The following is a 15257-nucleotide window of genomic DNA, read 5'->3' on the forward strand; positions in this document are numbered from 1 at the left end:
CCGGGGGCGGGCGTAGACGGCCCCCCCCGCCCCCCCCCCCCCAACCCCCCCGCGCCCCCCCCCCCCCCACCCCCCCCCCCCCCGCGGGGGCGCGGCCCCCCCCCGGGGGGGGGGCCCCCCGGCCGCGCGCCCGCACGGCTACGACGGCGACGCCTGCGGGCGCGGGCCCGGCAGCCGGGCGGTGAGGAAGTCGAGCAGGACGGCGTTGAAGCGCTCGGGCTGTTCGGCGCCGGGCAGGTGGCCCGCCCGCTCGATGACGGCCAGGGACGCGTGCGGGACCAGGCGTCGGATCGCCTCGGCGTCCGCGACGGGGGTGTACGCGTCGTCCGCCCCGACGACGATCAGCACCGGCTCCCGGACCGCGGGCAACGTGTCGCGGAAGTCCCGGCGTTCGGCCCGGCCGCGCAGTGCGGCGGCGGCGCCGCGGGGGTCGGTGGCGCGCATCATGGACAGCACGCGCGCGGCGACGTCCGGCATCGCGTCGACGTTGTACGCGGCGAGCATCTTGTCGATCACCTCGTCCGCGTATCCGCCCATGCCCTCGGAGAGGAGCCGGTCGGCCAGGCGGTTGCGGAACTCCTTGCCGTCCTCGGTCTCGGCCGGGGCGGAGGTGTCGGACAGGACGAGGGCGTGCACCTGCCCCGGGTGGCGGTGGTGGAACTCCATGGCGATCTGACCTCCCATGGAGACCCCGCCGACCACCGCGCGCTCGATGCCCAGGTGGTCGAGCAGCGCGGCGAGGTCGTCGGCGAAGTCGGAGAGGAACACCTTGCCCGGGGTGACCCCGCTGAGCCCGTAGCCGCGCAGGTCCGGGGTGATGACCCGGTAGCCGGCCCCGCCCAGTGCCTCGGCCTGGGGCGCCCACAAGGTGCGGTCGAAGGGGTGGCCGTGCACCAGGAGCACCGGCAGGCCCGTCGCCGGGCCGAAGTCGTCGTGGTGGAGCGTGGCACCGCGCAGGGTCGTGGCGTTCATACCGGGCACCCTAACTCCATGATCTTGTCGTTCGCGCGTGCTACAGGTCGCGACCGGCATCGGTTCCGGCCGCTATCGGTTCCGGCCGATATCCCTGAACCCCACTTCGTTCCAGCCGACTTGACATATTCCGAGGGGGAGAAGCATACGCTCCGGAATCCTGAATTCGCCCCGAAAAGCCGTATTCGCGCCGAGATGACGTCGATGGAATGCGCGATTCATGGATGCCGACGAGTCGATCGACCTGACGTATTGGGCCATTGGCGAGTTGTCGACCCATCCATGCGGTGCATAAGGTCTCGGCGCAAAGCTTTTCGGAATCGGAAAGGAACCGACATCCTCGCGCGCCTCCCCGTCGGCTGGCTTGTTGCCCTGGCGGTCCTCGCCACCTGCGTCCTCTGTCTCGGCGTACAGCGCTGTCTGGGGACGCGCGGATCGGCCGCCAAGGCGGCCGGTCTTTCCCTGTTGTTCCTGCTTCTGATGACGGTCATGGGGGGTGTGGGAGCGGTGCCGTGGAACGCCCGGCAGATGGTGGTCATGTACTCCTTCACCTGGGTCGGTTTCACCATCGGTGCGATTCCCAGCGGGAGACTGCTGCGCGCTCACCTCCGAGCAGGGACGGCGTCGACGTCGGACCGGGGCCTCGTGGTGCCGACGCGCCATCTCGTCATCATGTGCGTGACCCTCTCCCTCGCGCTGCTCCTGGCCTACGTGCTCGCCACATGAGCCGGAAGCGGAGGCGGTGCGCGGGGAAGCGGCGGGAGGTCCTCCCGGGGCCGCGGCCGCGTACGGTCGCGCCGTACGGGTGTCGGTGGGCGTCAGGCGGCGCGGGCCAGGACCGCCTCCTGCTCCGTGGCCGCCCCCCAGGCGTCCTCGGCGAGCAGTTCGGCCAGCCGGGCCGCGGCGAAGTCGGTGTAGCGGCCGGACTCCATCAGCAGGCAGCGGGCGGAGCCCACGGTGCGGCTGCGGACCAGGCCGGCCGCCTCGGCCTCGGCGCCCAGCAGGGAGAAGAACCGGCCGTTGTCCTCGGCGACGTCGGGGGTCTCCACCCACACCCGCCCGTGCTGGATCTCGTACGGGAACCGGCGCACCTGGGTCCGGTGCCAGGGCACGCGCGACTCGGCGTGGTGCAGGAAGGAATTGCGGTGGTGGCCGACACCGAGCAGCAGGATGTGGGCCCCGAGCTCGTACATTCGCTCGAAGGGGGAGTCCGGGCCGAAGGCGTGCTGGAGCGGCTGCTCCGCGGTGATCGCGGCGGCCAGCGGGCCGACCGCCGCCACCGAGACCTGGGGATGGCGACCGCGCACGCGCTCGGGCAGTGCCAGCACCGCACTGGACACGGCTCCCATCGAGGTGGGGAGCCCGTCGTGGAAGAACGGCACGTGCCGACGGTCCTCGTCCGCCCGCGCGTTCTCCAGGGGCGGCGTGTGCGGATGCGGGTCGCGGACCTGGGGCGTGAAGGTGGGCGCGACGACGGTGCCGGACGGACCGACGCACCTGCGCAGCGCCCGTACCAGCGCGTGGGCCCCGTGCCGTACCGGGCCGAAGGCGGAAAGCGACGCGTGCACCATCACGACGGCTCCCTCGGGCAGGCCCAAGGAGCGGAATTCCTGATGCAGGAATTCTTCGTCGAGGACGGTGTCCGGGCAGGCTTCGGATATCGGCATGGTGTTCCTCGTCTCTGCGTGCGTCGCTTCATCGACCGTGCATGGCGGAACCGGTCAGTGCTCGTCCGCGGAACCCTCGGCAGGACCGGAGGGGCCGCCCCGTCGGCGGAAGGCGACCCCGGCCTCGGCCAGCATCCGGTGCACCCAGCCGTAGGAGCGGCCGGTCTGCTCGCTCAGCTCGCGGATCGACGCGCCGTTGAGGTAGGCCTTCTTCAGCTCCAGGGAGTGCTGGGCCCGAACCGGTCCCAACATGTGTTTCCTGTCCGGCAGGTGGAGGTCCGTGGAGTCGGGCTTCGGCTGCGCACGGTCCGGTTCCACCGGGAGCGGTTCCGCCTCGACCGGCTCCGGTTGCGGCGGCTCCGGCTGCGGCTCCTGCCGGTACCGGTCGGCCGTACCGGCCTCGGAGCCGGTCGGGGGCTCCATCAGGGCCGCCCCGCACTCCAGGACGGCGAAACCGGCGAAGGCGGGTGAGCGCAGGGCGCGCAGCGCCAGGCGCAGGGCCGCCGTCTCGGCGTCCGCGAGAGCTCCGCAGGAGAAGAACAGGCCGATGACGGGAGGCATGTGCGGGTCGGGGATCGCGACGGCGACGTGTTCCAGCGCGTCGTCCGCGTCAGCGCGCGCCATCAGCTGTGCCGCGGTGTCCCGGGGCAGTTGCTGATGGCCGTCTAAGGGGGCCATGCGTAAGTGAACAAGATGCATGAGAACGAACATCGTCTGTCCGTCCGGCCGTATCAAGAAGATGTAGTTGGCCGGTTCCGGCAATTACCCGTTCTGGCCCTGACATGCTGAGATCAATCTGCCATGATCAATCTGAATCTGATGAGGGGGACGTCTTGCTGGGGTTGTTAGGATTAGATTCGCTGACCGAAGAGGTCTACCGCGCGATGCTGCTCCATCCCGGTAAAGGGGTGAGCGCGTTAGTCGAGCACCTGGGGCGACCGGAGCACGCGGTCCGGACCGCACTGGACAGGTTGCACGAATTATCGCTGGTACGTCCATCCGCGGGAAACGGGCTGCGCGCGGTCGAGCCCGAACTGGGCATGGAGGCGCTGCTGGCCAAGCAGCAGGCGGACCTGGCGGCGCAGCGGCAGCGGGTGGAGGAATCCCGCGCCGCGGCGGCCCAGTTGATCGCCCAGTTCTCCGAACTGCGCTCGACGTCCCGGCAACCGGGCGTCGAGCACCTCGATGACATCGAGCAGATCCGCGACCGACTCGCGCTGCTCACCCGCCGGGTGCGGACCGAGGTGATGACCTTCGCCCCCAACGGTGGGCACACGCAGGAAAGTCTGGACACCGCCAGGCCGTTGGACGCCGAACTGCTCGACCGCGGGGTGCGGATGCGGACGGTCTACCTGGACAGCGTCCGCAACAGTCCGCCCACCGTGGCCTACGCCGAATGGCTGGCGGAGCGGGGCGGTGCCGTGCGCACGGTGCCGTCCCTACCGGTGCGCATGGTCATCGTGGACCGGGAGACCGCGCTCATTCCCGTCAATGCCGAAGAGGCCCGGCATTCCGCGGTGGTGCTCACGGGGCAGGGCACGTTGACCGCCCTGTGCGCTCTGTTCGACACCGTGTGGGCGTCGGCCTCGGACCTGGGGGAGGGGAACAAGCGGGACGAGTCGGGGCTCAGCGCGCAGGAGCGAGAGGTCCTGGCCTTCCTGTACCGGGGAATGACCGACGATGCCATCGCCAAACGGCTGGGCGTATCACCGCGCACGGCGCGCCGGGTGGCCAACGACATGATGGAACGGCTGGGCGCCCGCAGTCGGTTCCAGGCCGGAGCCCTCGCCGTGCAGCACGGCTGGCTGCCGACCGTGCAAGCCCGCTGAGCGATCACCACAAGGACGCGATCGAATAGGGCCATTGACTGGATTCACCCGTCGTCATGGCGGAAAAGGAAGGGAAGGGAAGGGAAGAGACAAGGAAGAACCCCCGGGCGGTACGACGCGGAACGAAGAGCGACGACGCGCAATCGCCCCTGTGCACACACCGATGGGCCGACCCCTTTGCGGGGGTCGGCCCATCGGCGTTTCCGGTCACGGACCGCGGAATTCGCCTTCGACGTGCAGGCCGGGCCAGGCCAGGCCGGAAACGGCAACTGCCGGTTCCGGCAAACCGGTAGCCCTTCCGGGCCGCTTCCGGCCCGGCGAGAGTGGAGACATCGCCGGGGACGCCCGAGAGAACCGCACAGCAAGAGCCCGACCAGCCAGCCAGGCATGCATGGCAGTCGGGGTCGCTGTCACCCGTTACTCGAAGGAGCTTCCATGTCCCGCCACACGACCGCCGCCGCCCAGACCGCCGCCGCCAAGACGGTCCTGGTCCTCGCCACGGCGCTGCTCGCCCCGGTCCTCCTGGCCCAGAGCGCTTCCGCGGACCCGGTCACCCCGGCCGCCGCCCCCACGACGGTCACCACCACGACCCCCGCCGCCGGGACGAACTCCATGATCTGGGACTGAACCCCCGCCTCACCGGCCGTGCGACGACAACAAGTGAAGAAAGGGGAGGCTCGTGATCGAGGAGATACTTCCCGCTGAGGTGGCCGCCATCGACGCGGTCGACGAGGACGTGGCCGAGCTCTTCGCCGTGGAGCGCGCGGCGATCGGCGGAGCGGTTCCCGAGCGCCGCCGGGAGTTCGCGATGGTGCGCAAGTCCGCCCGGACGGCGCTGGGACAGCTCGGCATCCCGCCGGTGCCCCTCGTGCCGGGCGCCGGCCGGGCCCCGGTCTGGCCGACCGGAGTGGTCGGGAGCATGACGCACTGCCCGGGCTACCGCGCCGCCGCGGTGGCCCGGTCCAGCAGGGTGCACGCCCTCGGCATCGACGCCGAGGTCAGTGAGCCGCTGCCGAGCGGGGTGTTGCAGATGATCGGACTGCCTTCGGAACGCACGATGCTCGCCCGACTTGACGAACAACACCCCGAAGTTCCGTGGGACCGATTGCTGTTCAGCTGTAAGGAGTCCGTCTACAAGATCTGGTACCCGCTCGCCGGGACCATGCTGGAGTTCGACGGCGCGGAGGTCGAAATCGACCCAGGTGGCGGCTTTTCCGCACGGTTCACGGTCGAGGGGCCGGTGGCCGCCGGTCGCAGGGTCTCGCGCCTTTCGGGGCGCTGGCTGCACCGGGACGGACTGCTGCTGACCGGAATCGCATTGGGGATGATCAATCTGCCCGGGATTTCATTGCGCCGGGATGATCACTCGCCTAGGCTCCAACGTGCCATCTCGTCAGGTGAATTGACGAGGAGTTCCCTTGGCTGGAACTAGGCGTAACGGGGGTCAGATCCGGCCACGTACCGGACGAGCGCGCGGGGGGACTGAATTTGAGAGTCTGCGGACTGTAACGGGGCCACCTCCGCTTACAGGAGTGCTGGTCAACCGGGCTGCCGCCCGAATCCGCCAGGTGTCCGCAGGGCGCCTCGCCTTCATCGACGCCGTCGACAGCTGTCGCTTCCGGCGCCATTGAGGCATGCCCTGGACGGGTTGATTGATCATGTTCCGTTTCTTTGCGCGGAGATCCTGGCGATCAGAATGACGGAGTTCTCTCACGTACTCCGGAATGAATTCTTCCGGCTGGGCCTGGATCGGGCCCCCTCGCCGGATCGTCGCTCGTCTGGGATGGAAACCGATGGCCGTATCCGAATCGCCCGTGTTCACCGAGACCTTCACGGTCACGTCCGAGAACCCCCTGCTGCACGGCCATGTCGTGTACGGGCGGCCGCTGCTGCCGGGAGTCGGCTACGTGGACCTGGTGCTCCAGGTCCTCGCCCGGCACGGCCACGCCATGCCGGACGTCGAGCTGCGCAACCTCACGATCCTCGCGCCCCTCGTCGCCGCACCGGGTGAACGCGTACAGACCACCATCGAGGGACGTCCCTCCCCGCGCGGCGGCTGGCGCATCGAGGTCCGCAGCCGCCGCGAACAGGACGCGGCCGACGTCCTGCACGCCGTCGTGGCCGCCCACCGACGGGAACCGACCGCCTTCACCGAGCGGTTGGCGCTCCCGCTGGACGGGGTGACCGGTGCGACCCCGGTGACCGACATCTACCGCTGGTGCCGGGAGCACGATCTCCAGCACTCCGGCATGATGAAGATCAGCGGTCAGGTGCACCACCGGTCCGGGGACTGGATCGCCGAATTGGAGCTGGCCCCCGAGTACCACGGCACCACCGAGGCGTTCCTCTTCCACCCCGCGCTGTTCGAGGCCGGGCTGCTCGGCGGCGGAATCGCCATCGGCATGCTGCACGGCGACGACGACGGTCCGGGGCTGTACCTGCCGCTGATGTTCGAGGAGTTCCGGGCGACGGGCCCGCTGGGCAAGCGCGTCTTCGTCCGGGTCCCGGCCGAGTCGGTGCGTCGGGACGAGGAACTCATCCGGCTGGTGGTCGAGTTCTACGACGAGACCGGGCACAAGGTCGCCGAGGTCGGCCGGTTCGTGGCCAAGCGGGTGCGGGCCCAGTCCTCCCTCGACGTCCGCGAGACCCCGGCGCCCGAGCCCGTGTCCGCGCCGGTTGCGGTCGCCTTGCCCGAGTCCGTGTCCGTGCCCGTCCCTGTCCCTGTCCCCGCCCCTGTCGTCGTCGCGGAGGCCGTTCGCGTGGGTGGCGGTGGTGATTTCGTGTCGGTGTTGCGGGATCTGGTGGCGGTTCCGTTGGGGCGTGTGGCGGCTGATGTGGAGGTGGATCTGGGGTATTACGACCTGGGTCTGGCGTCGGCCGATCTGTTGGCGTTGGTCGCGGAGTTGGAGGATCGGCTGGGTGTGCCGTTGTCGCCGACGGTGATGTTCGAGTACCGGACGATCACCGAGTTGGCGGCCTGGCTGGAGGAGGAGCACCCGGACCGGGCGCTCTCGCCCGAGTTCGAGCCCGAGCCCGTGTCCGTGTCCGCGTCGGTCGCGGTCGCCTTGCCCGTCCCTGACCCCGTCCCCGTCCCCGTCCCTGTCGTCGTCGCGGAGGCCGTCCGTGTGGGTGGCGGTGGTGATTTCGTGTCGGTGTTGCGGGATCTGGTGGCGGTTCCGTTGGGGCGTGTGGCGGCTGATGTGGAGGTGGATCTGGGGTATTACGACCTGGGTCTGGCGTCGGCCGATCTGTTGGCGTTGGTCGCGGAGTTGGAGGATCGGCTGGGTGTGCCGTTGTCGCCGACGGTGATGTTCGAGTACCGGACGATCACCGAGCTGGCGGCCTGGCTGGAGGAGGAGCACCCCGACCGGGCGCCCGCGCCCGAAGCTCCCGCGACCGTCGAAGCCCCCGCGGTGGTCGAGGTGCGGGTCCCGCTCGACCATGCCGCCGGCCCGCTGGCCGTCGTCACCGAAGAAGTGGCGGCGCTGCTGAGCGTGACCGCCGCCGAGGTGGACCCCGACGCCGAGCTCGCCGAGTTCGGGCTCGACTGGACCGGCCTCGCCCAGCTCGCGGGCAGGTTGACGGCGCGGTACGGCCGTACCGTCGAGCCCACCGTGTTCTCGCGGCACCGGACGGTACGGGCCGTGGCGGCCCACCTCGACTCCGCCGTCCCCGCGACCGTCCCGGCGACCGTCCCCGCGGCCGGGCACCCGATGCTGCAGCGGCCCGTCCCGGACGCCGCCGGCGAGGGCGACCGCCGCGTGACCTCGTACGAGACGCACTTCACGGGCGAGGAGCCCTACCTGAAGGACCACCAGGTGCGCGGCGTCCGCGTCCTTCCCGGCGTGGCCCACCTGGAGATGGCCCGCGCGGCCGTGGCCCGCACCCTGGGCGAGGAGCACGCCGACCGGGTGCACCTGGAAGACGTCGTGTGGCTGTCCCCCGCCACCAGCGGAACGGACGGGCTCGACCTGCGCGTCACCGTACGGGCCCTGCCCGGCGGCGCCGTCCACGCGTACGAGATCCACGCCCTCGGCGCCGACGACGAACCCACCCTGTGCAGCGCGGGCCGGGCGAGCCTGCGCGACGCCGGCCGGACCCGGACCCGGACCCTGCCCTCCCTCGCCGAGGTGCGCGCCGCCTGCACGGGCACCCCCCTTTCCGCCGCGGACGTCTACGGCCACTTCACGGCCATGGGCCTGGAGTACGGCCCCACGCAGCGCACCCTGGTCGCCCTGGCCACGGGCACCGACGCCGCCGGGCGCCGCCAGGTCCTCGCCGAACTCCGGCTGGCGCCCACGGCGGACCCGCTGCCCGGCGTCCGGCTGCACCCGGCGATCGCCGACGGCGCCCTCCAGGCCAGCATGGGCCTGTGGCTGACCGGCGGCCCCGCAGGCGAGGGACGGGCCGCGCTCGCGCTGCCGTTCGCCCTCCAGCAGGCGGCCACCCCCGCCGCCACCACCGACCGGGCCTGGGCCTGGGTCCGCCACCAGCCGGACAGCGCGGCCGAGGCCGCCGACGGCTCCGTGCGGCTCGACGTCACCCTCTACGACGAGCACGGCCGGGTCTGCGCGGACCTGTCCGGCCTGAGCTCGCGGCGCGTCCCCGCCGGGTCCGTGACCGCCGGGGCGCCCGCCCCGGCCGCCGAGCCCGCGCAGGGCGAGGCTCCGGTTGCCGCCCGGGCCGCCGCGCCGGCGCCCGCCGTCACCGACATCGCGATCGTCGGCGTCAGCGGCCGTTACCCGGAGGCTCCCGACCTCGACGCGTTCTGGGACAACCTCCGCGCCGGCCGCGACAGCGTCCGCGAGGTCCCGGCGGACCGCTGGGACCACCGCCGCTACACCGAGGCGTCCGGGCGCACCGCCGGCACGTGGGGCGGCTTCCTCGACGGCATCGACGAGTTCGACCCGCTGTTCTTCCAGATCTCGATGCTGGAGGCCGACTACCTCGACCCGCAGGAGCGCCTGTTCCTCCAGTGCGCCCACCACGCCCTGGAGGACGCCGGATACACCGGCCGGGGCCTGTCCGGCTCGGGCCGGGTCGGGGTCTTCGTCGGGGTGATGTACCAGGAGTACCAGCTCTTCGGCGCGCAGGCGCAGGAGCGCGGCAAGCGGACCGCCCTGTGGGGCAGCGCCTCCACCATCGCCAACCGGGTCTCCTACTTCCACGACTTCCGCGGCCCCAGCCTGGCCGTGGACACCATGTGCTCGTCCTCCCTCACCTCCCTCCACCTGGCCTGCGAGGCCATCAGGTCGGGCCAGTGCGAGGCGGCGATCGCGGGCGGCGTGAACCTCAGCCCCCACCCCAACAAGTTCATGGTGCTCGCCGAGCGCCACTTCCTCTCCAGTGACGGCCGCTGCCGTTCCTTCGGCGAGGGCGGCGACGGCTACGTGCCCGGCGAGGGCGTGGGCGCCGTCGTGCTCAAGCCGCTGGACCGGGCCATCGCCGACGGAGACCAGATCTACGGCGTGATCAAGGGTACCGCCGTCAACCACGGCGGCCGGACCGGCGGTTACTCCGTACCCACCCCGGTGGCCCAGGGCGAGGTCATCGCCGAGGCGATCGCCGCGTCCGGTGTGGACCCGCGGGCCCTCAGCTACCTGGAGGCGCACGGCACCGGCACCTCCCTCGGCGACCCGATCGAGATCGCCGGACTCCAGAAGGCCCTCCGCCAGGCCGGCGGCGGCCCCGGACACCTCGCCATCGGTTCGGTGAAGTCGAACATCGGGCACTGCGAGAGCGCGGCCGGCATCGCCGCGGTCACCAAGGTGTTGCTCCAGCTCAAGCACGGGGAACTCGTGCCGAGCCTGCACTCCCGCGAGCTCAACCCGCACATCGACTTCGACCGCACCCCGCTGCACGTGCAGCAGGAGGTCGAGCCGTGGCGGCGCCCGGTCCTGGAGGTCGACGGGGAGCAGGTCACCTTCCCGCGGATCGCCGGTGTGTCCAGCTTCGGCGGCGGCGGTTCCAATGCCCATGTGGTCATCGCCGAACACCTGCCCACCACCCCCCGACCGGTACGGTCCGCGGCCGACGGCCGGCCGGCCCTGCTGGTGCTCTCGGCCATGAGCGAGGCGCAACTGGTCGAGCAGGCGCGGCGGTTGAGCGCCCGCCTGGGCGAGCTGACCGACGCAGACCTGGGCGACGCCGCCCGGACCCTGCAGAGCGGCCGGACCGCCCTGGACGAGCGGCTGGCCTTCGCCGCCGCGTCGAGGGCCGAGGCCGTGGCCCTGCTGGAGTCCTTCGCGGGAGACCCGCGGCGCCCCGATGCGGCCTGGACGCGCGGCACCGTCCGCGCCGACCGCGACCGTGACGGCCGGGCCCTGGCCGAGGCCGTCGCACAGTGGTCCGAGTCGGGCGCGTACGAGCGGCTGCTGGGCCTGTGGGCCGACGGGGCGGCCGTGGACTGGGAGGCGGCCCACGCCTTCCTGCCGCCCGCCCGCCGGATCAGCCTCCCCGGCTACCCCTTCGCCCGGGACCTGTGCCGACTGGGCGAGGAGATCCTCGGCGTGCCGCTGCACCAGCAGCCGCACCAGCTCGCGCGGCAGTCCGCGCAGCAGCCCGCCGAGCGGCCGCGGCCGCCCGTGGCGACGGCGCGACCCGAGTCGGACGACACGGACGAGGTGCTGCTGCTGCGCCCGGTCTGGACCGACCGCGCCTGCGGCCGTACGCCGTCCGGGACCCCGCAGGGGAACCCGGATCCCGCGGAGTTCGCGGCGCGCCACGTCGTGGTGATCGGGCGGCTCGACGCCGCCGACCGCGAGGCGTTCGAGGCCGCCCTGCCGGCGCAGACCCGGTGCCGCTTCCTGGAGCCGGTCGAGGGCTCGCCCGCCCAGCAGTACACCGACCTGGCCGGGCGCCTGTTCGGGGTCGTCCGCGAGCTGCTGGAGCGCGGCGTGCGCAGGCCCGAACTGCTCCAGGTCGTACTCGTGGGCGACGCCGGCCAGGACGCCGATCGCGACCCGCGGGCCTGCTTCGGCGGCCTCGGCGGGCTGCTGCGGACCGCGCGGCTGGAGAACCCGCGGCTGCGCACCCAGTTCGTGGAGTGCCTCGACGGCGCCGCGCCGGCCGCGGTCGCCGCCCGGCTGATCGCCGAGGCCGTGCCCGACCCCGAGCCCGAGGTGCGCCACCGCGGCGGCCGCCGGCTCGTCGCGGAGCTGGCCGAACTCACCGGGCCCCGGCCCGCCGCCCGACCGTGGCGCTCGGACGGGGTGTACCTGATCACCGGCGGCGCCGGCGGCCTCGGCCTGATCGTGGCCCGCGAGATCGCCGCGTCCGCCGCCGGCGCCACCGTGGTGCTGACCGGCCGCTCCCCGCTGGACGCGGACCGACGGGAGGACCTGCGGACCCTGCGCGAGGCCGGACTGACGGTGGACTACCAGCGTGCCGACGTGGCCGACCGCGAGGCGCTGGCCCGCCTGCTCGCCCACGTCGCCGACAACCACGGCCCCCTGACGGGCATCGTGCACAGCGCCGGAGTGGTCGCGGACAACTTCGTGGTCCGCAAGAGCCCCGAGGAGCTGGAGCGCGTCCTGGCGCCCAAGGTCGCCGGACTCGTCCACCTGGACGAGTTGACCCGGGACCAGCCGCTGGAGGCGTTCCTCTGCTTCTCGTCGATCAGCGGTACCTTCGGCAACCCCGGCCAGGCCGACTACGCCGCCGCCAACGGGTTCATGGACGCCTACGCCGCCCACCGCAACCACCTGGTCGGGGCCGGCCTGCGGCGCGGGCACACCGTGTCCGTCGCCTGGCCGCTCTGGGACGAGGGGGGCATGGGGGCCGACGCCGCCGTGCGCGACCACCTGGCCGGTACGGGTCTGACCCCGCTGGACACCCCCCGCGGCCTGGCGGCCCTCCGGGTCGCCCAGGATCCGCGGCAGAACGGCCTCGACACCGGCCGCCTGCTGGTGGTCTCGGGCCGTCGTGAGCAGCTGCCGGCCGGACTCACCGGCCGCACGGCCCCGACCGCGACCGCGCCCGCTCCCGCCGCGGGCACACCCGGTGCGACGGCTCCCGCCGAGGGCGCCCCGGTGCCCGAGACGGACGGCTCCCTGGAGGAGCGGACGGTCGGTCACCTGCGACGACAGCTCGCCACGGCCCTGGGGCTCCGGCCGGAGCGGCTGGCCGTCGACAAGCCGCTCGAGCGGTACGGGATGGACTCCGTCCTCGCGGTGAACTTCGTCTCCGGCCTGGAGGACTCCTTCGGCCCGCTGCCCCGGACCCTGCTGTTCGAGGTGCAGACGGTCCGCGGACTCGCCCGCCACCTCCTCGGCGAGCACCCGGCGGAGCTGCGCGCGCTGCTCGGCGAGCCCCCGGCCCCGTCCGGCGCGCAGCAGCCGACCCCGGCGGCCGCCCCCGAGCCCGCACCCGCTCCGGCGGCGGTCCCGCGGCAGCCGCAGCAGCCGCACGTCGCGGAGCCCCGTACGACCGGGGCCCGTACCGAGGGCACCCGCACCGGGGCCCGTACCGCGGAAGCCGACCGCGACCTCGGCGGCGACCGTGACCGTGACCGTGACCGTGACGCCATCGCGATCATCGGCATCACCGGGCGCTACCCGGACGCCCCCGACCTGGACACCTTCTGGGCCAACCTGCGCTCGGGCCGGGACTCCGTCACCGAGGTGCCGGCCGACCGTTGGGACCACGAGCAGTACTCCGGAGCCCCCGACACCCCCGGCACCAGCCGCGGCAAGTGGGGCGCCTTCCTCGACGGGATCGACCGCTTCGACCCGCTGCACTTCGGCATCTCGCCCCGCGAGGCCGCGGTGATGGACCCGCAACAGCGGCTCTTCCTGGAGACCGTCTGGCACCTGTTCGAGCAGAGCGGAGTGACCCAGGAGGTCATCGAGCGGCGGCACGGACGCCGGGTCGGCGTGTACGTCGGATCCGCCTACCAGATGTACCGGGCCGAGGACACGGAGCCCGCGCTCGCGGCCCTGACCGCCTCGTCCTCGTACAACATGATCGCCAACCGGGTCTCGCACTTCTTCGGTCTCGAAGGCCCGAGCCTGGCCGTCGACAGCATGTGCACGTCCTCGGCGATGGCCGTCCACCTGGCCTGCGCCGACCTGCTGCGCGGGGAGAGCGAACTGGCCGTCGCGGGCGGGGTGAACCTCACGGTCCACCCGGACAAGTACGTGGCCCTGTCCGAGATGCAGTTCCTCGGCAGCCACCCGGGCAGCCGCAGCTTCCGCGACGGGGACGGCTACCTGCCCGCCGAGGGCGTCGGCGCCGTCCTGCTCAAGCCGTTGGCCGCCGCGCGGCGCGACGGGGACACGGTCCTCGCCGTCATCCGCGGCACGGCCTCCTTGCACAGCGGCCGGTCCAACGGCTTCATGACGCCGAGCCACCGCAGCATGGTGAAGGTCATGCGGCAGGCGCTGGACCGCGCCGGAGTCGCCCCCGGCTCCATCGGTTACGTGGAGGCCGCCGCCAACGGCACCACCTTCTCCGACGAGGTCGAGGTGGGCGCCCTGCGCGAGGTGTTCGCCGCGGCCGACGCCCCGGTCGCCGTGGGCACCGTCAAGTCCAACCTCGGGCACCCGGAGGCGGCTTCCGGCATCGCCCAGCTGACCAAGGTCGTCCTGCAGCTGCACCACCGGGAGCTCGCGCCGCTGGTCGAGGCGGGGGAGCCCAACGCGAACCTGGACCTCGCCGCCGGCCCGCTCGTCCTGTGCGACGCGCTGACCGCCTGGGAGCCCCGGGGCGCGGGGGGCACGTCGGGTGCGCCCGGTACGACCTCCGGTCGCCCGGAGCGCCTGCTCGCCCTGGTCAACTCGGTCGCCGCGGGCGGCAGCCACGTGAGCCTCGTCGTCGAGGAAGCGCCGCAGCGCGCGTCCGACGCGTCCGACGCGGGGGATGCGGGGGACGTACGGGAGGCCGGACCGCAGCTCGTGGTGGTCTCGGCCCGTCACCCCGAGGGGCTGCGCACCGCCGCCCAGCGGCTGCACGACCACCTCGGGACCGGACCGCTGGACCTCGCCGACCTCGCCTGGACCACCCAGGTCGGCCGGGAGGCGCTGCCCGAACGGCTCGCCGTGGTCGCGGGCTCCGCGCAGGAGCTCCGGGACGCCCTCGCCCACCACCTGGCCGCCGACGTCGACGGACTCGACGCCCCCGCCGACCTCGCCACGGTCCACCGCGGCAACGCGGACGAGGACGGCGGCCCCTTCGCCGCGGTGATCTCCGGCCCTCGCGGCGAGGCCCTCCTCGCGGGGTTGGCCGCCGACGGGGACCTGGAGAACCTCGCCCGGCTCTGGGTGCACGGCGCCACCGTCGCGTGGCCCGCACTGCACCGGGGCCCCCGCCGACTGGTGCGGCTGCCCGCGACCGCCTTCGAGACGGGCCGCTACTGGGTGGGCCGCACGCCCGCCGGAGCACCGGCGCCGGTACCCGCCGCCCCCGCATCGGGTGCGGTACCGGCAGCGGACCAGGGCCGGGCCGACGCCGAGTCCCTGATGGCGTCCGCGTGGGCCGAGCTGCTCCAGATCGAGCCCTCCCGGCTCGGCGGCGCGAGCAACTTCTTCTCCCTCGGCGGCAATTCGCTGCTGGCGACCCGCCTGATCAACCTGATCAAGCAGCGCACCGGGGTCGAACTGCCCGTACAGGCCGTCTTCGACGCGCCGAAACTGACCGTGATGGCCGCCGAGCTCCGCCGCCGCCTGCCGGCCGCCCGGCCCGCCGCCGCCATCGGCGCCGCGGACGTGAACACGATCCTCGAAAGCCTCAGCCGCATCGAGAACATGACGGACGACGAGCTGGACGCCCTGGGCGTCGGTAACTAGGGCGA

General features: G+C 72.8%; 8 protein-coding genes. 5 read left to right on the forward strand and 3 right to left on the reverse strand.

The genetic code is table 11. The features are described from left to right. Positions 1–138: 138 nt before the first annotated feature. Positions 139–972, reverse strand: a complete 834-nt coding sequence (locus ACIBEA_RS15025; protein WP_399260839.1) for an alpha/beta fold hydrolase — start codon at positions 970–972, stop codon at positions 139–141. 18 nt (positions 973–990) lie between these two features. On the opposite strand from ACIBEA_RS15025, the gene ACIBEA_RS15030 reads away from it, so the two are divergent. Beyond that, positions 991–1698, forward strand: coding sequence for a hypothetical protein (locus ACIBEA_RS15030; protein ID WP_399260841.1), 708 nt, complete (start codon positions 991–993; stop codon positions 1696–1698). A gap of 92 nt (positions 1699–1790) precedes the next feature. Here the strand turns inward: ACIBEA_RS15030 and ACIBEA_RS15035 are convergent, their stop codons facing one another. Further along, positions 1791–2639 (reverse strand): aminoglycoside N(3)-acetyltransferase, encoded by an 849-nt coding sequence (locus tag ACIBEA_RS15035; RefSeq protein ID WP_399260842.1) that lies wholly within the window; start codon positions 2637–2639, stop codon positions 1791–1793. Between the two features lie 54 nt (positions 2640–2693). Further along, the gene (locus tag ACIBEA_RS15040; protein WP_399261426.1) at positions 2694–2891 is read right to left on the reverse strand and encodes a helix-turn-helix domain-containing protein; all 198 of its coding nucleotides are present in this window, start codon (positions 2889–2891) and stop codon (positions 2694–2696) included. 581 nt (positions 2892–3472) lie between these two features. On the opposite strand from ACIBEA_RS15040, the gene ACIBEA_RS15045 reads away from it, so the two are divergent. From ACIBEA_RS15045 to ACIBEA_RS15060, 4 genes are all read left to right on the forward strand, one after another. After that, positions 3473–4468, forward strand: a complete 996-nt coding sequence (locus ACIBEA_RS15045) for a LuxR C-terminal-related transcriptional regulator (RefSeq protein WP_399260844.1) — start codon at positions 3473–3475, stop codon at positions 4466–4468. A 435-nt stretch (positions 4469–4903) separates the two neighbouring features. After that, positions 4904–5095: a hypothetical protein gene (locus tag ACIBEA_RS15050; RefSeq protein WP_399260846.1), complete on the forward strand. Its 192-nt coding sequence runs from the start codon at positions 4904–4906 to the stop codon at positions 5093–5095. A 52-nt stretch (positions 5096–5147) separates the two neighbouring features. After that, positions 5148–5900, forward strand: a complete 753-nt coding sequence (locus ACIBEA_RS15055; protein ID WP_399260848.1) for a 4'-phosphopantetheinyl transferase — start codon at positions 5148–5150, stop codon at positions 5898–5900. A 361-nt stretch (positions 5901–6261) separates the two neighbouring features. Continuing rightward, the gene (locus tag ACIBEA_RS15060; protein ID WP_399260850.1) at positions 6262–15252 is read left to right on the forward strand and encodes an SDR family NAD(P)-dependent oxidoreductase; all 8991 of its coding nucleotides are present in this window, start codon (positions 6262–6264) and stop codon (positions 15250–15252) included. Positions 15253–15257: the final 5 nt, after the last annotated feature.

Source organism: Streptomyces sp. NPDC051555, assembly GCF_044454405.1.
In the GTDB taxonomy this organism is placed as follows: domain Bacteria; phylum Actinomycetota; class Actinomycetes; order Streptomycetales; family Streptomycetaceae; genus Streptomyces.

What these genes read in the sequence shown, in the direction of transcription:
- ACIBEA_RS15030 (WP_399260841.1), top strand. Translation starts at nt 991, where the DNA reads ATGATCTTGTCGTTCGCGCGTGCTACAGGTCGCGACCGGCATCGGTTC.
- ACIBEA_RS15040 (WP_399261426.1), bottom strand. Translation starts at nt 2,891, where the DNA reads ATGTTGGGACCGGTTCGGGCCCAGCACTCCCTGGAGCTGAAGAAGGCC.
- ACIBEA_RS15035 (WP_399260842.1), bottom strand. Translation starts at nt 2,639, where the DNA reads ATGCCGATATCCGAAGCCTGCCCGGACACCGTCCTCGACGAAGAATTC.
- ACIBEA_RS15050 (WP_399260846.1), top strand. Translation starts at nt 4,904, where the DNA reads ATGTCCCGCCACACGACCGCCGCCGCCCAGACCGCCGCCGCCAAGACG.
- ACIBEA_RS15060 (WP_399260850.1), top strand. Translation starts at nt 6,262, where the DNA reads ATGGCCGTATCCGAATCGCCCGTGTTCACCGAGACCTTCACGGTCACG.
- ACIBEA_RS15025 (WP_399260839.1), bottom strand. Translation starts at nt 972, where the DNA reads ATGAACGCCACGACCCTGCGCGGTGCCACGCTCCACCACGACGACTTC.